We start from the raw sequence: 20053 nt of genomic DNA, 5'->3' as shown, positions 1-20053 counted from the left end.
CAGCTCGTGTCAGTCGGATCGGAAAGTCAGTCCCAGAGGAACTAGATCCCGTCCTCCTGGCCCAGGCTGAAGGCGGCTTCCAGGTCGTGGCTCGAGTAGGCGCGGAACGCGATGTGCGTCTCGGTGCTCAGCACCCCCGGGACCCGGTTGACGTGCTCGGGGATGACGGTGGCCAGGTCGTCGTGCCGCGCGACCCGGACGAGGGCGATCAGGTCGAGCCCGCCGGTCACGGAGTACACCTCGCTGACGCCGTCGATGGCCGCCACCTGCTCGGCGACCTCAGGGATCCGTGCGACGTCGGCCTTGATGAACACGATCGCGGTGACCATGCCGTCCTCTCCTAACACCCGTCCAGAACTCACACCTCAATGGGCCGAAGCATAGTGTGGCCGAGGCGCCGCACCGCCGTCGCCGTCGTCGAGGCCTAACCAACCCGAGCAGGGCCCAGCGGGCGGAGGTTGCGGCGACGTTCGGTGGGGTGCTTGTGGTTGTCGGTGTGCGAGTTGTCGAGGCGCGTGAGGTGCCGCCCGGCGCCGCCGACCGGGCAGGTCCAGGTGCCGTCCATCTCGACCAGGCGGATGCCCGGGAGCTCGAGCCAGCGCAGGATCAGCTCGATCTCCTCCGGTGACGCCGCCGCGACCGGCCCGATCCCGGGCAGCACCGTCTCGGCCGAAGCGCGCAGCATCTCCAGATGCGGCCGCGGGTCGGTCCCACGCGGGCTGAACCCGGCCGCCGCCAGTCGCCCGCGCCGGATCACGTGCAACTCCCAGCCGCCGTCGTCGGTGCGCCTGGCGGCACAGATCTCGGCGCATCCAGTGAGCGACGCCATCCGCTGCATCCGCGCCGAGCTCCGCACGAACGCGCTCAGCCGGTCCCGATGGACCGCGGCGTCCTCGAACCGCTCGTCCGCGGACAGGACGTCGATCCGCCGGTCGAGCGCGTCCACCACGGGTGTCGGGTCCACGGTCAGCGCCGACCGCAGCGCCTCGACGAACTCGCCGTACGAATCCATCGAGATCCGCCCGTCGCAGGGCGCGACGCAGCGACCCATCTCGGCCAGCACGCACGGCGACAACTGCGGGTGCCTGGACATCCGCGCGGTGCACTGCCGGATCGGGAACGCCTCGTGCAGCGCGGCCATCGCCCGCTCGGCCGTCTTCCGCGAGCTGAACGGCCCGAGGTACCCGGCGTCGTCGTCGCGCACCTGTTTGACCAGCGACAACCGCGGAAACGGTTCGACCGTGACCTTCAGCCAGTGCTGCCGCTCCGGGAACTTGGACCGCCGGTTGTACCGCGGTTTGTGCTCCGCGATCAGCCGCAGCTCCCGTACCTCGGCCTCCAGCGGCGTCCCGCACTCGATCCCGCGGACGGCCGTCGCGATGCCGACCATCTCGCCGATCCGGTTCCTGGTCTCGGAGGCGGTGAAGTACGAGCGGACCCGCGTGCGCAGGTCCTTGGACTTCCCGACGTACAGCACCTCGCCGCGGTCGTCGGTGAACAGGTACACACCCGGTGCGTGCGGCAACGACTCGGCCAGGTGGCGCTTGGCCCGGACGGCCGGCGCGACCCGCGACGAGAACGTCTGCAGGTCCTCCACCGTTTGCACGCCCAACGACCCGACCCGCTCGAACAGCCCGTGCAGCACGTCGACGGTGGCGCGGGCGTCGGACAGTGCGCGGTGGTTCGGCGTGGTCGTGGTCCGGAACAGCTTGGCCAGCGTGCCGAGTTTGCAGTTCGGCGCCTCGTCCGGGGTAATCACGCGACGCGCCAGCAGCGCCGTGTCGACGACCGCGAAGTCGGGCCAGTCGTACCCGTGCACCAGGCTCTCGTGTTTCAGGAAGCCCATGTCGAACGGCGCGTTGTGGGCGACCATCACGCAGCCTCGCGCGAACTCCAGGAACGCGGGCAGCACCGACTCGATCCGGGGGGACGTGGCAACCATCCCGTTCGTGATGCCGGTCAGTACGGCGATGAACGGCGGGATCGACTCCGACGGGTTCACCAGCGTCTGGAACTCGCCGATCACCTCGCCGGCCCGCACCTTGACCGCGCCGATCTCGGTGATACCGCCCTCGCCCGGCGGATTGCCCGTGGTCTCCAGGTCGACGACGCAGAACGTGACGTCCCGCAACGGCGTCCCCAGGTCGTCGAAGCTGTGCTGCACACCGCGGATCGGCAGCAACGGATGCGCTCCGGAATCCTGGGCCGGCGCATGCGCTGGGCTGGTCATGGCCACGACGCTAAGAGCCGCCACCGACAATTCCGCAGGTGACACGCCTGCGAGTCGACTAGGCTCTCTGTATGCGTACACAGGCGATCACCGCGATTCCGGGCCGGATGCCCGTTCGCTGTGGTCTGCGTCACTGGCCCAGCCAGCTCATCGTTCCGGCCGGACTGCGGACCGGTGACTGAGGCCGGCACCGCCGCGAGCTCCGCCGCTACGACTTTGCCTGAACCGGTCCGGCAACGCGTCCTGACCCTCGCCGCGCACGCACTCGGCCAGCTGCCCGCGTCCGACATCCCCGCGCCGCTGCGCCGGTTCGCCAGTTTCGCGCCGGCGAAGCGGGCGAAGCTGTCCGCCTCGGTGCTCGGGCCGATCCTGGAGACCGACGACCACTTCCGCCGGCTCACCGCGTTCGAGGTACGGCGGGAGCACCCGGAGCTCGGCGATGCGGTGGCCGACGGTGTCGCCGTACCGGCCGCGGATCCGGTGGAGGTCGCCGCGCTCGCGTACCTGCTGCGCCCGGACGACTGGGAGCAGCGCGTCGCCGCGGCCGCCCAGGTCCCGGTGGAGAATCCGCGCGCCGACGAGGAAGCCGTCAACCGGCTCGCCGACCAGCTCGACCAGGCGCGCACCGAGACCCGGCAGGTCCGCGAACGGCTTCGTGAACAGGTCAACGAGCTCAAGGCCGAGAACGTCACGCTCCGGCGCAAGCTCAACGAGGCACGGCAGCGGATCACCGGCCTGCAGACCGAGGTCGAGCAACGCACCAAAGAGGCCGAGAGCGCCGACGAACGCGTCGACGCGGCACGTGCCGAAGTCGAGCGTGAACTGCGCAAGCTCCGCACCCGGATCACCGAACTGGAAGCGGTCGAGCACGCGGCCCGGCGTACGGCGGGACAGGAGCGGGAGCTCGCGTCGACGCGCACCCGGCTGTTGCTCGACACGGTGCTCGAGGCAGCGAGCGGCCTGCGCCGCGAGCTGGCGTTGCCGCCCGGGGGAGAGCTCCGTCCGGCGGACACCGTGGCCGGCTCCGAGCCCGACGCGGCCCCGGTCGGACGTACGGCGCCTGAGGACGACCCGGCGTTGTTCGACGAACTGCTGGCGTTGCCGCAGGTGCATCTGATCATCGACGGCTACAACGTGACGAAGACCGCCTGGCCGAACTCGCCGTTGCACTCGCAGCGTCAGCGACTCGTCACAGCTCTGGGTGCACTGGTCGCGCAACGCCGGATCGAGGTCACTGTGGTGTTCGACGGCGCCGAACTGTCGGGGCCGGTGCAGCTGAATCCACCGCGTGGTGTGCGTGTGCGGTTCAGTCCGGCCGGGGTGATCGCCGACGAGGTGATCCGGCAACTGGTCCGCGCCGAGCCTCCCGGCCGCCCGGTGGTGGTCGTCTCCACCGACCGTGAGGTTGCCGAAAGCATCATCAAACTCGGCGCCCGCGCACTGTCCGCGAGCAGCCTGACCGCACGCATCGCACGCACGTAGGCCCTGGCGGGCAACAAAAACTGTCGGCGGGGTTCTCTAGCGTCCTTCTCAGCCGGATGCAAGTCCGGGTGCTTCCCCACTTGGAGGATGTTGTGCTGATCGACTGCGACGCTTGTGTGATGAAGGGCCCGGGGTGCCAGGACTGCGTCGTCACGGTGGTGCTCGGATTCTCGGAGGAACGGTCCGGCAGCCTGCGCATCGACGACGACGAGAAGGCCGCCCTGGACGCGCTCGCGGACTCGGGCCTGGTCCCACCGCTGCGCCTCGTGCACGCGGTCAGTAGTGTCGAGCCGGACATTGCTGCCGAATCGCCTGCCGGAGAAGACGAAACGGCCGTTGGGTCAGGGTGATCCTTCGTAAATTTTGGATCAAACCCGAGGGGCGAATTGCACTGGTCACGAAACGGTCACTACTGTTACCTCTCGTTGCCTCAGGGTGTCGGCCGCTCCGGCCGACCGGGCAGCAGCAAGCCGAGGGAGTGATCCGGCGGATCCGTGGACAGCTGTCCGCGGCAGGCCTGGTCAACGGGGACGGCGCGAGCAGAGGAAGGGACCGACCGGGCTGTGTCCATCGGACGCATCAACCGCACCAGGGGAATCGCCCTCGCCGCCATCACCAGCACCGCTGTCGTCGCGGGAGTGATCTTCATCCAGGGAGCGGCGGACGCCGACCCGAAGCCCACTCTGGAGCAGGCGAAGCAGCAGATCGCCACGCTCCAGCACCAGGCCGAAGAGGCAGGTGAGTCGGCCAACGACCTACGCGGGCAGATCACCGCGTCGTCCGCCCGGGTGAAGGCCCTGCAGGCCGGTATCGCCAAGCAGCAGGCCCAGGTGGACTCGGTGAAGCGGCAGATCGGCTCCCTCGCGGTGGCCGGCTACCAGACCTCGGGCATCTCCACGACGGCGCAGCTGTTGCTGTCGAGCAACCCCGACCAGTTCCTCAGCCAGGCGTCCACCGCGCAGGCCTTCGCCGGCCAGCAGAACTCGGCGCTGCGTCGCTACCAGGTCGCGCAGGGCAAGCTGACCGACCTGCAGGCGAGCGCACAGACCGAGCTGGCCGCGCTGCAGGCCGTGCAGGCGAAGCAGGACGCGCTCAAGGCTCAGCTCCAGTCCAAGCTCGACGCCGCCCAGAAGGTGCTCGACAAGCTCAGCGACGCCGAGCGCAAGCGGATCGAGGAAGAGAACGCCAAGGAGGCGGAGGAGGCGCGCAAGCAGCGCCCGACCCGTGACGGCGACCGGACCGGCGATGACAAGAACCTGCCGAACGTTCCGGCCAGTGGCCGCGCGAAGATCGCGATCAACGCCGCCCTGTCCCAGCTCGGTGACTCCTACGTCTGGGGCGCCGCAGGTCCCAACTCGTACGACTGCTCGGGCCTGACCATGTACGCCTGGGGCAAGGCCGGCGTTTCCCTCTCGCACTCGTCGAAGGCGCAGGCCGGCGAGGGCCGCCGGGTCAGCAAGTCCGAGCTCATGCCGGGCGACCTGGTCTTCTTCTTCAGCCCGATCAGCCACGTCGGCATCTACCTCGGCAACGGCCGGATCGTGCACGCTCCCCGTCCGGGTAAGAGCGTGGAGATCGCCCCGCTCGACGAGAACCCGTACAACACCGCGGTCCGTCCGGGCTGACCTGCGACGTTGACATGCTCATCGGCTCCGGGGTTCTCCCCGGAGCCGATCCGTTTCACGGTGATGCCGTAGTGTCGGAGGAGGCCGGGTGTCCCGCCTGACTGGGGCAGGTGAGCAGCGAGGGGCCGAGGTGATCGACGAGCACGGCGATACGGTTCCGCTGCCGGTGATCCCGTCGGCCAGTGACGCTGAGGAGCCGCTCGATCACCTGTCGGAGTCGTACCCCGACGGTCCGCAGCGCCCGCCGTTCGCGCCGATCCTGAAGAAGATCGCGCTCGGTGTCGCTGTCTGCCTGGTCGCCGGTGCCGGGTACGCCGGGCTCGAACACATCGCCAACGCCCCGGCCGACCCGAACGGCGTCGCAGCGCACCAGCCGTCGCAGTCCTCGCCGACCACGCCCGATCAGGCCCAGGCCGGCGTACAGCGGGCGGTCGCCGGTGAGGCGGTGCTGCAGAAGATGACCGACGCGGTCGAGAACGAGGACCGTACCGAGTTCCTGAACACCATCGACCCGAAGGCCACGGCGTTCCGGGCCAGCGCGCGGACGATCTTCAGCAATCTCAGCACGCTCCCGCTCGGTACCTTCCAGCTACGCTACGTGAGCGACGACAGCGCTGCCCTGACCCCGGACCGGCAGGCCGAACTCGGCGGGACGCAGTCCTGGCTGGCGCAGGTCGAGGTCTCCTGGCAGCTCTCCGGGTACGACGTGAAGCCCGCGCGCGAAACCCTCCCGGTGACGTTCGTGACCCGCGACGGGAAGACGTACGCCGCCTCGTTCTCGGAGCGGTTCGTGGCGGGGCAGCGTCGGCCGGTCTGGGCGCTCGGCCCGATCGCCCTGGCCAAGGGCAAGCACAGCCTGGTGATCAGCCTCGACTCGGAATCGGAGGCGAGAAGCTACGTTTCGGTCGCCGACAAGGCCGTCGAGTCGGTGACGAAGGTGTGGGGCAAGGGCTGGCGGCAGAAGGTGGTCGTCTACCTGCCCGCGAAACAGACCCAGATGGAAGGTGTCCTGGGCGCACAGCCGAACACGTACACCCAGATCGCCGCCGTCACGATGGCCGAGCTGGACACGCCCGCCATCGGCGCGCCGGTGCGGATCGTCGCGAATCCGAAGCTGTTCGAGGAGCTCGGCAAGCAGGGCCGGCGGATCGTGCTGACCCACGAGACCACGCACGTCGCGTCGACCGCGACCGCTTCGCCGGTGCCGTTGTGGCTCGCCGAAGGCTTCGCGGATTATGTCGCCTTCACCGCCGTACCCGTGCAGGACGAGTCGGCGGCGAAGGAGTTGTTCAAGGCGGTGCGTGCGGGGAAGGTGCCGGCCACCTTGCCGACCCCGGAGGCGTTCGCGGCGTCGGCGACCGAGCTGCCGCAGGCGTACGAGTCGGCGTGGCTGGCCTGCAGGCTGATCGCCGAGCGCGAGGGACAGGACAAGTTGGTGAGGTTCTACCGGGCGGTGCACGCGTCGAAGACCTCGGCCGGGCTGCCGGACGCGTTCAAGTCGGTGCTCGGGATGACCGAGGCCGAGTTCGTCGCGGAGTGGCAGAAGTACCTCGAGCGGCTCGCCGGTGCCTGAGAAACCTTCCAGTCCATGGGCGCCGCGCGCCGCGGGTGGACTGCTGGCGCTCGCGCTGGTCTTCACGATCGCGGTCACCACGCCGTGGCACCTGATCGACCTGCCGAAGCCGGACGCCGCGCTGGACTTCACGGCCGCGGAGATCGCCCGCCAGAACGCGTTCCGGCACGAGATCCTCCGCTGGTCGACGGCGTCCTGGATCATCTCGGTCGTGGTCCCGCTGGTGATCGGCTTCAGCCCGCTGGGTCGCCGGTTGTACGACGGTCTGCGCATCCGCTGGTGGTTCCTCGCCGTACCGGTCACGGTCGCCGGGATCGCCCTGATCACCAACCTGCTCACCGTGCCTACCGACGTACTCGCCCAGCGAGTCAGCCTGAAGTACGGGTTGTCCGTGGAGAACTGGCGGTTGTGGGTCTGGGACCGCGGCGTGAACTGGGCGATCACCTCGCTCGGGGTGGGGGTACTCGCGATTGTCCTGGTGGGGTTGGCGAAACGCCGGCGCCAGGGCTGGTGGTTGCCCGGGGCAATCGCCGGAGCGCTGCTCGTGCTGGGCGTGTCGTTCGCCTACCCGGTGCTGATCGAGCCGCGGTTCAACGACTTCACGTCGATGCCGGCCGGTGCCCAGCGCAACGACTTCCTGAAGCTCGCGGCCGAGGACGGCGTACCGCTCAAGGATGTGCTGGTCGCGGACGCGTCGAAGCGGACCACCGCCCTGAACGCGTACGTGTCCGGCTTCGGCTCGACCCGTCGGCTGGTCGTCTACGACACGCTCCTGAAGGACACGCCGCCCGCGCAGGTCCGGCTCGTGGTCGCGCACGAGCTCGGTCACGCCGCCGAGGACGACGTACTGCACGGCACGTTGATCGGCGTGCTCGGTACGGCGTTCGGCATCACGGTGCTGTACTTGTTGCTCGGGGCCCGGATCGCGGACCCGCGGCGTACGGCGGTCTTGGTCGCGCTGATCGTGGCCGGTACCACGCTGGCGAGCCCTGTCCAGAATCTGGTGAGCCGCAAGATCGAGGCGCGTGCCGACTACCACTCGCTCCGCCTGACGGACGATCCGCAGGACTTCGTCGCGATGCAGCACGACCTCGCCGTCCGGAACATCTCGGGACTCGACCCGAGCGCCTGGCGGTACTGGATGTTCGCCAGCCACCCGACCGCGCCGGAGCGGATCGCGATGGGTCGTGCCTGGGCCGCCGAGAACGGCGGCAAGGTCCCACCGCTGGCTCGACGATGACCGTCCTGGTCGTCACCAACGACTTCCCGCCGCGCCAGGGCGGGATCGAGACGTTCGTCCGCTCGTTGTGCGACGAACTGCCCGACGTCGTCGTCTACACCTCCCGCGAGCCAGGGGACACGGCGTACGACGCGACGCTACCGTTCCCCGTGATCCGGGACCGGACGTCGATGTTGTTGCCGACGGCCCGTGTCACGAAGCGGGCCGTCGGGCTGATGCGTGAGCACGGCGCCGACCGGATCCTGTTCGGCGCGGCCGCTCCGCTCGGGTTGATGGGTCCGGCGTTGCGACGGGCCGGTGCGCGGCGGATCGTCGCGATGACGCACGGGCATGAGACGTGGTGGGCCGGCGTACCCGGGGCCCGGCGGGCGTTGCGGCGGATCGGTGATGCGGCCGACACGGTGACGACGGTGTCGTCGTGGTGTGCCGAACGGATCGCTCCGGCGTTGTCGCCGGCGGCAGCGCAACGGATGCGGAGGCTGACGCCAGGGGTCGACACGAGCCGGTTCGCTCCGGGATGTGGGGGAGAGCAGATCCGCGAGGGGCTCGGGCTGGACGGCCGTCCGGTGGTTGCCTGTGTGTCGCGGCTGATTCGCCGGAAGGGGCAGGACACGCTGATCCGCGCGTGGTCGCGGGTCCAGCGGTCGGTGCCTGACGCGCGGCTGCTGCTGGTGGGCGGTGGGCCGGACCGCGAATACCTCGAGGAGTTGGCGGTGACCGCCGGCGTGGCGGACGCGGTGGTGTTCACGGGGCCGGTTCCGTGGCCCGAGATTCCGCCGTACGTCGATGCTGCCGATGTGTTCGCGATGCCGTGCCGGACGCGGCGGTTCGGGCTGGAACCGGAGGCGCTCGGCATCGTCACGCTGGAGGCGTCCGCGACCGGAAAGCCCGTGGTGGTCGGGGATTCCGGTGGCGCGGCCGACACGGTGGTGCACGGTACGACGGGGTACTTGGTCGACCCGTACAACCCAGCTGCCGTAGGCGTCCGCCTGGTCGAACTGCTGACGAATGCCCAGGACCGTGCTGCCCTGGGGGCCGCTGGGCGGAAGTGGATCGAGGACGAGTGGACCTGGGGGAGGTCGGGCGCCGTCCTGCGGGAACTGCTGGACGCCTGACCCGGGGGTGTCGGGAAAGGGTGGACAGCGGATGGTGGAAATCGTGTACTCTGGCCGGCATGCACCGAATGTTCCGACTTGCCGCAGCCGTACGAGCTTCACGCTCTCCGGCTGCCGCGGCCTGACATTCTGAATCTTCCACCGGCGACCGGAAACGGTTCGCCGGTGTTGTTGTTTGAAGTAGCCCGGTGGTCTGGTTCCGGTCCTGAATTCGACAAGGACGAGAACCATGAGCATCAGCAGGACTTTCATCGACTTCTTCATCGACCGCGACCACGTCCCGACGACCGGGTCCACGCTCATTCCGCGGCTCGGCGATCCCGTGCTCTTCACGACCTCGGGGATGCATCCGCTCACGCCGTACCTGGAAGGCGAACCACATCCACTGGGACGCAGACTCGTGGGCATCCAGCGATGCCTGCGAACCACCGATCTCGACGAGGTGGGGGATCCGACCCACCTGACGGTGTTCGAGATGCTGGGCTCGTGGTCGCTGGGGGACTACGGCAGCACCGAGACTCTGCGCTGGGGGTACGAGCTGCTCACCACCCGGTTCGGTCTGGACCCGCGGCGGATGTACGTGACCGTGTTCGGCGGCGACGATCAGGTGCCGTTGGATCAGGAGTCGCTCCGCACCTGGCAGGAGCTCGGGCTACCGATCGAGCTGACCATCGACGACAACTGGTGGTCGAACGGCCCGACCGGTCCGTGCGGTCCGGACTCGGAGATCTTCGTGTGGACCGGCGACGGTGATGACAGGGAGCCGGAGGGTACGCCGACCACCGACGACCGCTGGGTCGAGGTGTGGAACCACGTGATGATGCGGTACCGCCGCCACGACGACGGCTCCCTCGAGGAACTCGAGCAGCAGAACATCGACACCGGTCTCGGCCTGGAGCGGCTCACGATGCTCCTGGAGGGCAGGCAGTCGGTGTTCGAGACCTCGCTGTTCGAGCCGTGGATGCGGATCATCCCGAAGCTGTGGACGCTGGACGAGCGCTCGCAGCGGATCGTCATCGATCACCTGCGGTCCAGCATCGTGATTGTCGGCGACGGCGTGCACCCGTCGAACACCGGTCGCGGGTACGTGCTGCGCCGGCTGATCCGCAGATTGCTGACAATCCTCTGGCAGACCGACGAGTCGCGGTCGCTGTCCGACCTGCCGATCGAGCTGTTCGAGCACACGCTCGGTCATTTCCACCAGGGCGAGACCGTGACGCTGATCCGGCGGATCCTGATCGACGAGGAGATCCGGTTCAGCAACCTGCTCGACCGCGGCCGCAAGGTGCTGAGCCACGAACGGTTCCACAAGTCCCTCGACGACACCGACTACGAGTACCTGCACGACACCCACGGCCTGCCGCGGGAACTGGTGGACTCGCTCAGATGACCGGATCCAGTACGTCGGAGGGGGAAGCGTCGGGGATCTCCGGAGACGCGACCTTCCCCACCGACGACTGGGCCACGAACGCGCCGGCAAGCACGATCACGCCGCCGATGATCTGGTTGGTCCGCAGCGTCTCGCCGAGCAGGATCAGCGCGAACACGCAGGCCGCCACCACCTCGACGTACGCGACCGCACCCGCGATCGGCGCCGAGAGCCGCTGCACGGCGGCAGCGCCTGCCAGGTAGGCGACGACCGTGCTCACCAGGATCAGCCACGCGGCCATCACCCAGCCGGGAGCGTGCCGCTGGCCGATCGCGATCGAGTCGACCAGCACGTGCCACGGCGTACCCCACGGCGCCGCGATCAGCGTCAGCACGACGGCGCCGACCACGCTGCCGGCCGCGGTCATGACGAGCGGATCCGCGGCGCCGGTCAGCTTGTCGATCAGGATGAAGTACGTCGCCTGGCACGCCGCCGCGCCGAGGCCGGCGAGCAGACCGATCAGGTCGATCCGCAACCCGGACCAGATCTCCGCCACCGTCGCGAGACCGACGACCGCGATACTCACTCCGATCGCGGCCGACCGCGGTACGGCGACCTTCTGGCCGAACTTCAGCCACGCCACCACCAGCACGGGCCCGGAGAACTCGAGCATCAGCGCCACGCCGACGGGCAACCGGCTGGCCGCGACGAAGAACAGCGTCTGGCAGCCGGCGATCCCGGTCAGGCCGTAGAGCACCAGCGCCTTCCAGGACGCCCGCGCCGAGCGCAGCCCGGCGCGACCGCGGAAGACCAGCACGAGCGGAACCAGCACCGCGGCGGCGCCGAGGATCCGTAACCAGGCCGCCTGCTGCGGCGTGAAACCGGCGCCGATCAGCGCCTTCGCGAACGGACCCGACCCGCCGAACGTGACCGCGGAGAACACCGCGAACCCCAACCCCACCGACTTCGAGCTGTACATGGCCATAACGCTCTCATGCCCATTACATCGCTGTCGAGGGTGATCTCAGAGGACGTTCACCGCGCGGGCCGCGACGATCGCGACGGTGAGCAGCGCGATCGCCGACTGGATACCCATCAGCATCTTCGTCCGGGCCGTCAGCGGCATCGTGTCGGTCGGGCTGAACGCGGTCGCGGCGGTGAACGAGACGAACAGATAGTCGGTGAACCCGGGCAGCCAGCCCTTCCACCCGTCCAGGTCGACGGTCATCTGCGGGAACAGCAGATCCGCGCGCTCGGTCTCACGCTCGTGCTCGGGCGCCCGGGCGAACGGCCCGCCGCGGTCGATCTCCCAGTACCAGACTGCGAACGCGACCACGTTCGTCACCCAGATCAGCAGCGCGCTCTTGACCAGGACCTTGCCGTCTCCTGCTTCTCCGTTGTTCAGGAAGAAGATCATTCCGGCCAGGTAGTACGCGTTCACAGCGACCAGGACCGCGAGCAGGACGAGCTCGACCGACCGCAGCCAGGGCTCGTCGCGGCGCAGGTGGAACGGGTTCATCCACACCAGCGGCAGCAGCAGAAGTCCACCGAGCAAGGGCATGAGCCACCGCGGCAGCGCGTTGATCTGCGTCGGCACGAGCACCTGCAGCGCCAGAACCGCGACCACCGCCAGTGAGGCCGGCCAGCGCCGCGTGTGGCGGGTGCTGGGCGGACGCACCTTCGTCGGCTTGTTCATCTCAGCATTCTCGCGCCGCGTGCCTGTTATCCGACGGAGGCGTCGATGACGGCCTGTCCCACTTCCGTACGGCGGTAGTGGACCTGGTGACCGGTACGACGACGTGTCGCGAGACCCGCGTCGTACAACGCCGACAAGTGTTCGGCGACCGTGGCGAGGGCGAGGTTGTACTGGGCGGCGAGCGCGCTGGTCGTGGCGGGTGGGTCGAGCGCTACGAGGAGGGTCGCGCGGGTGCGGCCGAGGAGGCGGGCCAGCGGGTCCGGTGGGGCAGGAGCGTCGGACCACAGGCGGGCCGCGCCGCGGGCCGGATAGACGAGCGTCGGGTGGTACGCCGGGTCGGCGACGATCACGAGGTACGGCCAGGCGAAGACCCCGGGAACCAGGAGCAGGCCCTGTCCGGCGAGATCGCGATCCTCGGAGCGGTAGCGGGCGGCGATGAGACGGTCGTCCTCCCAGTCCAGGGTCGGGTGCAGATCGTCGAACAGCCCGGCCAGGCCGCCGTCGGTCAGCTGCTGACCGCGGTACGCGATGTCGTCCTCGAGGACGCGGCTGATCAACGGCCAGTCCGGCTTGATCAGGGTCTCCCAGGCGCCCTCGATCTCGTCGGCGAGCCGCGCGCGGCTGCCGGCCAGATCGTCCAGCATCTTGTCGATCTCCGGCGCTCCGGGGTTCTTCAACTCCTCGCGTGACCGGACCAGTTCGGTGCGAACCGTCTCGAGCGGGGTACTACGGACGCGGGCGATCTCGGTCGCGAACTTCGCTCGGGAGGCCTTCGGCGGCGGGGTCAGGAAGTCCGGCGTGAACCCCACGCGGGGCTGCACCGCCTTCAGTCCGCGCAGGTCGAGTTGCGCTGCCGATTCCCGCTTCGCCGCGATCCAATCGGCGTACAACGGCCGGTGCTTCGATCCGTTCAGCACCCGCACCGCGGACATCGTCTCCCACAACGGAGACGCCCCGAACCGGCACCGCAGCGCGTCCGCCTGCGTGAACCGCAGTACCGTCACGAACCCGAACTTTCGGCCACAACCAAAACTCTACGCCGCCCACCCCGGACGCGTGCACTCTCGCCGCGTGAGGTCCTACCGAGCTGTACTCAGCCTTCCCGGCCTGCGCGCCGTGTACGCCGCCCACACCGTCTCGATGCTGGGGACTGTGGCGGCGCAGGTCGCGTTGTCCATCCTGATCTTCGAGCGGACCGGATCGCCGTTGCTGTCGGCCCTCGTCCTGGCCTGCTCGTTCCTGCCGTACGCCGTGAGTGGCGTGTTGTTCTCGTCGATCGCGGACCGATTCCCCGCGCGCCGGGTCCTGGTCGCGTGCGATGTGCTCAGCGCTGTGGCCATCGGACTGATGCTGCTACCGGGAATGCCGGTGGGCGGCCTGCTCGGACTGTTGCTGGTGACCGGGATCGTCGCGCCGATCTTCGCGGGGGCGCGGGCCGCCAGTCTCGCGCATCTGTTGCCGGCCGATCTCTTCCCGGTCGGCAGATCCTTGCTGAGGGCAATCAGTCAGGTCGCGGTGCTGACCGGATTCGCGCTCGGCGGTATCGCGGTCGCGGTGGTCGGCGCGAACTGGCTGCTGGCGCTCGACGCGGTGACCTTCGTCGCGTCGGCGGTGCTGATCGCGACGGGTACGCCGTACACGCCGCCGGGGGAGCGCACGAGCAACACGGTCCGCGACTCGTGGACCGGGCTGCGGATGCTGTTCGCCAACGCCAAACTTCGCAACCTGATCCTGCTGACCTGGGTGGCCCCGGCGTTCTCGTCCGTCCCGGACGGACTGGCCGTCGCCTACACCGCCCAGGTCGGCGTCGCAGCCGCTGCCGCCGGCGCGTTGTTCACCGGGTACGCCGTCGGCAGCGTGCTCGGCGAGCTCGTCGTCGCGCGGTTCACCCCTTCCGCGCGGCGACGGCTCGTCGTCCCGTTCCTCCTGACCAGCCAGCTGCCCGCGATCGCGTTCCTGACCACGCCGCCGATCCCGGTCGCCGCAGTACTCCTCGCGATCTCCGGCACCGGCTACGCCTTCAACCAGGGCATCGATCCGCTGATCCTGCAGCACGCCGACCCGTCGTACCGCGGCCGCCTGTTCACCGTCCAAACCAGCGGACTGATGGCCATCCAGGGCGTCAGTATCGCCCTGGGCGGCGTCGTCGGCTCCTTCGTCGCCCCAAACGCCACCATGGCAGCAGCCGGCATCCTCGGCACCACGATCACCTTGCTGATAGCCCGTCAGGCGCTCACCACGGGGCCACGTCGGCCAGTGAGTCAGGTCCTCTGAAGACGCCGGTGGGTCCGTCGGCCGGGAGTGTTGCGAGAGCGACCGGGACGGCTGCTCCGTCGGCCACGGTTCGCTCGCCGCGTGGTACGGATGCCTGCGTGTTCAGGTCGGTTGGTACGAGGCCCGGTGTGGCGGCGTTCACCTTGATGTTGTCCGTGCGCAGGGCGCTTGCGTAGACCAGGGTCAGGGCGTTGAGCGCTGCCTTCGACGAGCTGTAGGCGAGCAGTCCTTGGGATGCGAGGCGGCCGTCGAGTTCCGAGAGGAGGTTGACCGAGCCGAGTCCGCTCGACATGTTCACGATCCGCGCGTTCGGCGATCGCCGCAGGAGCGGTACGAAGGCGTTGATCACCGCGACCACGCCGAACACATTCACTTCGTACGCCGATCGCACCTGTTCGGCCCTGATGTCGGCGACCGCCGTACCCCATTCCGACACGATGCCCGCGTTGTTCACCAGCGCATCGAGCCGGCCGGAGTCGGTCTCGACCTGCTTGGCGGCCGCAGCGACCGACTCCACGTCGGTCACGTCCAGCTGGACAAACCGCACGTCGCCGGCCAGCTCCTCCGCGGCGCGAGCACCCAGCGCCGGGTTCCTTGCGGCCAGATACACCGTGAGCCCGCGGGCCGCGAGCTGGCGCACGATCTCGTGGCCGATGCCTTTGTTCCCGCCCGTCACCAGGGCGACTTCGTTCTGATTCATGCCTCCAGTCCAGCGCGGACCCACCCCCGCGGACCAACACCGATCAGGTGGTCCGCCATACCCTGGAGGTATGCCGGAACCCGAGATCCGCGAACTGCGGTATTTCCGCGCGGTCGCCGAAGACCTGAACATCACCCGCGCCGCCGAGCGTCTGGGGATTGCGCAGCCGCCGCTGTCCCGTGCGATGCGCCAGCTCGAGCACCGTCTCGGCGTCGACCTGTTCGACCGTTCCGGCCCTCGCCTCGCGCTGACCGAGGCGGGGGAGACCCTGCTCAAGGAGTCGGGGCCGGTGCTGGACGCGCTCGACTCGGCGGTACGACGGACGCAGCGGGCCGGCCAGTCGTCCGGAGGACTCGTGGTGACGGCGAAACCCGGTGTGGCCACGGAAGTGCTGCATCGGATTGTGACCGAGCTCCAGGATGAGCTGCCGGGTGTTCAGGTGGTGGTGAGCGGGTTCGGGGAGCAGGCCGACATGGTTCGGGACGGACGGGCGGATGTTGCGCTGGTGAGTCGGCCGTTCGACGACCACGGGCTGGAAACCGAGCTGCTGTACACGGAACCGCGGGTTGCCGCGCTTCCGGCGCGGCACGAGTTGGCGGCGCGGGAGGTGCTCGCGGCTGATGATCTGGCGGGAATTCCGGCGCCGCGGTGGAGCCGGGCCAATGTTGCTGAGCGCAACTACTGGTCGGCGCGGCCGGACGACTCGGTGGACGGGCCGATCGTGCAGGACTCGTCGCAACTGCTGGAGGTGGTCGCGTTCGGGCAGGCGGTTGCGCTGGTTCCGCAGTCCATGGCCGAGCGCAACATCCGGCCGGACGTCGTTTACCGCCCGGTGACCGACGTCGAGCCGTACCAGATGCTGGTCGTCTGGCCGGCCGGCAGTCGCTCCGCAGACCTCGCCAAGTTCGTCGAGGTGGCAGTCAGGCGGTCAGGTGCTCCCTAGTGCTGGGGTACCTCCGTGCTGGCGGCCCAGCTGGCGAGGAGTTTGAGGCTGTCGGCGGTCGGGCTGTCGACGGGAGCGACGTACACAACGAGGGTGAGTCCCGGGTGGGCGGGGAACTCCATCGCCTCGAACGTCAGGTCCAGGTCGCCGACGACCGGGTGGTGGAGCTTCTTCAGGCCGGTGCGGTGGAAGCGGACGTTGTGGGCCGCCCAGCGGGTGCGGAAGTCCTCGCTGCGGGTCGACAGCTCACCGATGAGTTCGATCAGCAGCTTGTCGTGCGGATTGCGCCCGGCTTCGGAGCGCAGCATGGCGGCGATGTCGTCGGCGACGCGTTCCCAATCCCGGAAGAAGTCGTGTGACGCCGGGTCGAGGTAGGCGAAGCGGGCGCTGTTGGCGGGGCGCCGCGGGTCCGCGAGCAGCGGAGCGTAGAGCGCGCGGGCCATCCGGTTCGCCGCGAGCATGTCGTGGCGGGCGTTGCGGACCCAGGCCGGTGCATCGGTCACGGAGTCGAGCACGAGCTGGACGCTCGCCGGAACGGTCGCGGGCGCGGTCTTGCGACTGCGCGCGGGAGCCGGTTCGGCGGCGCGGGCGAGATCGAACAGGTGAGCGCGCTCGGCGTCGTCGAGCTGCAGCGCCCGGGCAAGGCCTTCCAGGACGGTGTCGGAGGCCCCACCCAGGTTCCCGCGCTCCAGCCGCACGTAGTAGTCGATGCTCATTCCCGCCAGCATGGCGACCTCTTCGCGGCGCAGCCCCTTGACCCGGCGGTTGCCGCCGTACGCCGGCAGTCCCGCCTGCTCGGGCGTGATCCGCGCTCGCCTCGAGGCGAGAAACTCGCGGATCGCAGCTCGGTTGTCCATGCCTCCACCGTAGACGGGCCCCCGAACCTGAAGGAGGTACTGGCATTACCTGTAACGACAGTGACTCCCGCTGGTACGCGGCAGACCGTTCACTGGCAGACATGGAGAAACTGACGAAGCCCGCGACCGGGAAAGGCCCCGGCGACTGGTTCGTAGGCGAGGTCTGGTTCGACCAGATCTACAGCGGTGAGGAGCCGTCTCGTGCCCGCGTGAACGCGGTCCACTTCGCACCAGGCGCTCACACCGCCTGGCATGTGCACGCCATGGGCCAGACGCTGCACGTCACCGAGGGCGTCGGCCTGGTCGGTACCCGGGACGGACAGGTGATCGTGATGCGCCCCGGCGACACCGTGCACACCCCGCCGGGGGAGTGGCACTGGCACGGCGCGACCGCCGATTGCTTCATGACCCACCTGGCCATCTGGGAAGGCACCGGCAATCCCGACGTACCGGAGACGACCTGGGGTGAACACCTCACCGACACCGACTACGAAAAGGCGGTGTCGGCGAGGTGAGTGGATGGAGCGAGCAGGAACTGGAGCGGGTCGGACGGGCGACCGAGCTGCAGGTCAGCTCCCGGCGGACCGACGGGTCTCTTCGGCCGTTCGTGACCATCTGGGTGGTGCGTGCCGGCGACGAGCTCTACGTCCGGTCCGCCTACGGCACGGACAACCCGTGGTTCCGGCGCGCCACGATCAGCGGCCGCGGCCGGATCCAGGCCGGCGGGATCGAGCGCGACGTCGTCTTCGAGGTCCCGGAGGGCGATGTGCACAGCGCGGTCGACGCGGCCTACCACTCGAAGTACGACCGGTACGGCCCACGGATCGTCGGCAGCGTCGTCGGACAGACCGCCGCGGCCAGCACCCTGCGGCTCCTCCCTGACTAACCGCAGACCACCGAAGGATTCTCATGCGAGCTACTTACATGTACGGCGCGGGCGATGTTCGTGTTGTTGACGTGCCTGAGCCGATCATCAAAGAACCGACCGATGCGATCGTTCGCGTTGTGCGGGCCTGTGTCTGCGGGTCCGATCTGCATCCGTACCACTCGATGGCGGCGACCCCGGACGGCAGTTCCATGGGGCACGAGTTCGTCGGTGTCGTCGAAGACACCGGTAGCGATGTGACCACCATCAAGGCCGGTGACTTCGTCATCGCGCCGTTCGCCTGGTCCGACGGCACCTGCGACTTCTGCCGTGAGGGCCTGCAGACGTCCTGCCGGCACGGCGGTTTCTGGAACGCCGGCGACGTCGGCGGCGGTCAGGCCGAGGCCGTCCGGGTCCCGCTCGCGGACGGCACCCTCGTCGCCGTACCGGTCGAGGAGACCTCACCGCTGATCCCGTCGCTGCTCACGCTGTCCGATGTGTACGGCACGGGCTATCACGCGGCAATCAAGGCGAACGTCGGCCCGCGTACAAGTGTGACGGTGATCGGCGACGGGGCGGTCGGCCTACTGGCCGTCCTGTCCGCGAAGCGCCTCGGCGCCGAGCAGATCATCCTCATGGGCCGCCACACCGCCCGCACCGACCTCGGCCGTGAGTACGGCGCGTCAGATGTCGTAGCCGAGCGCGGCGAGGAGGGCATCGCCCGCGTACGGGACCTCACCGGCGGCGACGGTACGCACGTCGTACTCGAAGCGGTCGGTCACCGGCCCGCCTACGACCAGGCGGTCGGCGTTGTCCGGGCCGGCGGCGTCATCAGCCGCGTCGGAGTACCGCAGTACAGCGATGCTCCGGTCGGGTTCTCCAGCCTCTTCCGCCCCAACATCACCCTCACCGGCGGCCCCGCGCCTGCCCGCGCCTACATCGAAACCCTGCTCCCCGACGTCCTCGCCGGCAACGTCGACCCCGGCAAGGTGTTCGACAGCGAGGTCGCACTCGCTGACGTGGCCGACGGATACCGCGCGATGGACGAACGCACCGCGCTCAAGGTACTCGTCAAGCCTTAGGCGCTCGAGCGGACCACCAGCGGTGCCGTGACGAGCCTGCCCGGCTCGTCCGGCTCGCCGCTGATCTCCCGCAGGGCGCGGTCGAACAGGCAGGCGGCGATGTCCCGCAGCGGGATCCGGGCGGTCGTGAGCGGCGTGTCGAGCATGCTCGCGAACGGGAAGTCGTTGAACCCGGTGACCGCAACGTCCTGACCGACCGTGATCCCGCGCCGCTGCAGTGCCCGCATCGCGACCACCGCGAACGCGTCGTTGTCCGCAACGAAAACGTCCGGCGGGTCCAATTCCTCGACGTACGCCGCTACCGCCTCGAGCGAACCGAACGATCGCGCAACCGTCGACGGGAACTCCCGGACGAACCCGTCCCGCCGCTGATGCACCCACGGCAGCGGACTGTCCGTCGCCAGGTACACCGCCCGCTTCCGGCCGGTCGACCGCAGATGCGCGGCGACGCCGGCCATCGACGACTCGTTGTCCACGTCGACCCAGCACTGCCGATGCTCGGGCCCGGTCCGCCCGAACGCCACGAACGGGAACCGCCGCCGGCTGAGGAAATCGATCCGCTCGTCGTGCGGCATCGTCTCCGAGACGACGATCGCGTCGACCTGCCGTGCCGCGATCAGCTTGTCGTACAGCACGATCTCGGTCGCGTGGTCGACCGGGGTCTCGACAACATGGACGCCGTACCCCGAGATCGCGGACGCCTTGACCAGGCCGCCGAGCAGGCTGTGCAGGAACCCGCCCAGGCCCGGGTTGTCGTCGTCCACGAGGTCGTCCTCGAAGGACATCGGCAGGCCGATCACCTGGCTGCGTCCGGACGACAACGCGCGGGCAGCGTGGTTCGGGATGTACCCGAGTTCCTGGATCGCGGCGCGCACGGTCCGGACGGTCGGTGCCGCTACGCGGTGTGGCGCGTTGAGCACGTTCGACACCGTCATCGCAGACACCCCGGCCAATCGGGCGACGTCCGCGACAGTCGTACGCCGCGGCTTCTCGTCAGCCAAC

20 protein-coding genes are annotated in these 20053 nt (G+C 69.2%); 12 read left to right on the top strand and 8 right to left on the bottom strand.

All coding sequences use genetic code 11. From position 1 onward, the window contains the following. Positions 1 to 41 precede the first annotated feature (41 nt). Together EV137_RS07165 and EV137_RS07160 are read right to left on the bottom strand one after the other, a co-directional pair. Positions 42 to 329, bottom strand: coding sequence for an Lrp/AsnC family transcriptional regulator (locus EV137_RS07165; protein ID WP_133786133.1), 288 nt, complete (start codon positions 327 to 329; stop codon positions 42 to 44). Between the two features lie 95 nt (positions 330 to 424). Next, positions 425 to 2230, bottom strand: coding sequence for a DEDD exonuclease domain-containing protein (locus EV137_RS07160; protein ID WP_134127310.1), 1806 nt, complete (start codon positions 2228 to 2230; stop codon positions 425 to 427). 174 nt (positions 2231 to 2404) lie between these two features. Here EV137_RS07160 and EV137_RS07155 point away from each other — a divergent pair, with 174 nt between their 5' ends. The 7 genes from EV137_RS07155 to EV137_RS07125 all read left to right on the top strand — a co-directional run bounded on the left by EV137_RS07155 (position 2405) and on the right by EV137_RS07125 (position 10655). Then, a complete protein-coding gene (locus tag EV137_RS07155; protein ID WP_133998935.1) occupies positions 2405 to 3712 on the top strand; it encodes an NYN domain-containing protein in 1308 nt (435 codons plus the stop codon). Positions 3713 to 3831: 119 nt separating this feature from the next. Beyond that, positions 3832 to 4062, top strand: coding sequence for a hypothetical protein (locus EV137_RS07150; RefSeq protein WP_311136370.1), 231 nt, complete (start codon positions 3832 to 3834; stop codon positions 4060 to 4062). A gap of 213 nt (positions 4063 to 4275) precedes the next feature. Further along, positions 4276 to 5337, top strand: coding sequence for a C40 family peptidase (locus EV137_RS07145; RefSeq protein ID WP_134127308.1), 1062 nt, complete (start codon positions 4276 to 4278; stop codon positions 5335 to 5337). A gap of 88 nt (positions 5338 to 5425) precedes the next feature. Next, positions 5426 to 6910 (top strand): hypothetical protein, encoded by a 1485-nt coding sequence (locus EV137_RS07140; protein ID WP_134127306.1) that lies wholly within the window; start codon positions 5426 to 5428, stop codon positions 6908 to 6910. After that, a complete protein-coding gene (locus tag EV137_RS07135; protein ID WP_134127304.1) occupies positions 6903 to 8150 on the top strand; it encodes a M48 family metallopeptidase in 1248 nt (415 codons plus the stop codon). The genes EV137_RS07140 and EV137_RS07135 overlap by 8 nt, the downstream gene beginning before the upstream one ends. Continuing rightward, the gene (locus EV137_RS07130) at positions 8147 to 9265 is read left to right on the top strand and encodes a glycosyltransferase family 4 protein (RefSeq protein WP_134127302.1); all 1119 of its coding nucleotides are present in this window, start codon (positions 8147 to 8149) and stop codon (positions 9263 to 9265) included. Before EV137_RS07135 ends, EV137_RS07130 begins: the two co-directional genes overlap by 4 nt. Positions 9266 to 9494: 229 nt before the next feature. Further along, on the top strand, positions 9495 to 10655 hold the full coding sequence (locus EV137_RS07125) for an alanine--tRNA ligase-related protein (RefSeq protein ID WP_134127300.1): 1161 nt from the start codon (positions 9495 to 9497) through the stop codon (positions 10653 to 10655). On the opposite strand, the gene EV137_RS07120 is transcribed toward EV137_RS07125, so the two are convergent. The 3 genes from EV137_RS07120 to EV137_RS41320 are packed head-to-tail and all read right to left on the bottom strand — an operon-like array spanning position 10648 to position 13334. After that, on the bottom strand, positions 10648 to 11619 hold the full coding sequence (locus tag EV137_RS07120; RefSeq protein ID WP_133998917.1) for an EamA family transporter: 972 nt from the start codon (positions 11617 to 11619) through the stop codon (positions 10648 to 10650). The genes EV137_RS07125 and EV137_RS07120 overlap by 8 nt on opposite strands. 39 nt (positions 11620 to 11658) lie before the next feature. Beyond that, complete coding sequence (locus EV137_RS07115) at positions 11659 to 12330, bottom strand: DUF1345 domain-containing protein (protein ID WP_202870830.1); 672 nt, start codon at positions 12328 to 12330, stop codon at positions 11659 to 11661. A gap of 26 nt (positions 12331 to 12356) precedes the next feature. Then, positions 12357 to 13334, bottom strand: coding sequence for a DUF5937 family protein (locus EV137_RS41320; protein WP_238175140.1), 978 nt, complete (start codon positions 13332 to 13334; stop codon positions 12357 to 12359). A gap of 67 nt (positions 13335 to 13401) precedes the next feature. Between EV137_RS41320 and EV137_RS07105 the strand changes: the two genes are divergently transcribed. Continuing rightward, positions 13402 to 14604, top strand: a complete 1203-nt coding sequence (locus tag EV137_RS07105) for an MFS transporter (protein ID WP_238175139.1) — start codon at positions 13402 to 13404, stop codon at positions 14602 to 14604. On the opposite strand, the gene EV137_RS07100 is transcribed toward EV137_RS07105, so the two are convergent. Then, positions 14564 to 15304, bottom strand: a complete 741-nt coding sequence (locus tag EV137_RS07100) for an SDR family NAD(P)-dependent oxidoreductase (protein ID WP_134127296.1) — start codon at positions 15302 to 15304, stop codon at positions 14564 to 14566. The genes EV137_RS07105 and EV137_RS07100 overlap by 41 nt on opposite strands. Before the next feature lie 70 nt (positions 15305 to 15374). On the opposite strand from EV137_RS07100, the gene EV137_RS07095 reads away from it, so the two are divergent. After that, positions 15375 to 16247 (top strand): LysR family transcriptional regulator, encoded by an 873-nt coding sequence (locus tag EV137_RS07095; protein WP_133998904.1) that lies wholly within the window; start codon positions 15375 to 15377, stop codon positions 16245 to 16247. Here EV137_RS07095 and EV137_RS07090 read toward each other — a convergent pair. Further along, positions 16244 to 17104 (bottom strand): helix-turn-helix transcriptional regulator, encoded by an 861-nt coding sequence (locus EV137_RS07090; RefSeq protein ID WP_134127294.1) that lies wholly within the window; start codon positions 17102 to 17104, stop codon positions 16244 to 16246. The two genes, EV137_RS07095 and EV137_RS07090, sit on opposite strands and share 4 nt — an antisense overlap. Positions 17105 to 17205: 101 nt before the next feature. Between EV137_RS07090 and EV137_RS07085 the strand changes: the two genes are divergently transcribed. The 3 genes from EV137_RS07085 to EV137_RS07075 are packed head-to-tail and all read left to right on the top strand — an operon-like array spanning position 17206 to position 19051. After that, entirely contained in the window at positions 17206 to 17619 is a 414-nt protein-coding gene (locus EV137_RS07085; protein WP_134127292.1) for a (R)-mandelonitrile lyase, read from the top strand. Then, complete coding sequence (locus EV137_RS07080) at positions 17616 to 17990, top strand: DUF2255 family protein (RefSeq protein WP_134127290.1); 375 nt, start codon at positions 17616 to 17618, stop codon at positions 17988 to 17990. The genes EV137_RS07085 and EV137_RS07080 overlap by 4 nt, the downstream gene beginning before the upstream one ends. Before the next feature lie 23 nt (positions 17991 to 18013). Further along, the gene (locus tag EV137_RS07075) at positions 18014 to 19051 is read left to right on the top strand and encodes a zinc-binding dehydrogenase (RefSeq protein ID WP_134127288.1); all 1038 of its coding nucleotides are present in this window, start codon (positions 18014 to 18016) and stop codon (positions 19049 to 19051) included. Here the strand turns inward: EV137_RS07075 and EV137_RS07070 are convergent. Next, a complete protein-coding gene (locus EV137_RS07070) occupies positions 19048 to 20052 on the bottom strand; it encodes a LacI family DNA-binding transcriptional regulator (RefSeq protein ID WP_133998889.1) in 1005 nt (334 codons plus the stop codon). The two genes, EV137_RS07075 and EV137_RS07070, sit on opposite strands and share 4 nt — an antisense overlap. Between the last annotated feature and the right edge of the window lies 1 nt (position 20053).

The organism is Kribbella pratensis (assembly GCF_004366075.1).
Lineage (GTDB): Bacteria > Actinomycetota > Actinomycetes > Propionibacteriales > Kribbellaceae > Kribbella > Kribbella pratensis.
The sequence above is the reverse complement of the archived record's forward strand: the minus strand, read 5'-3'. Positions and strand labels throughout refer to the sequence as shown.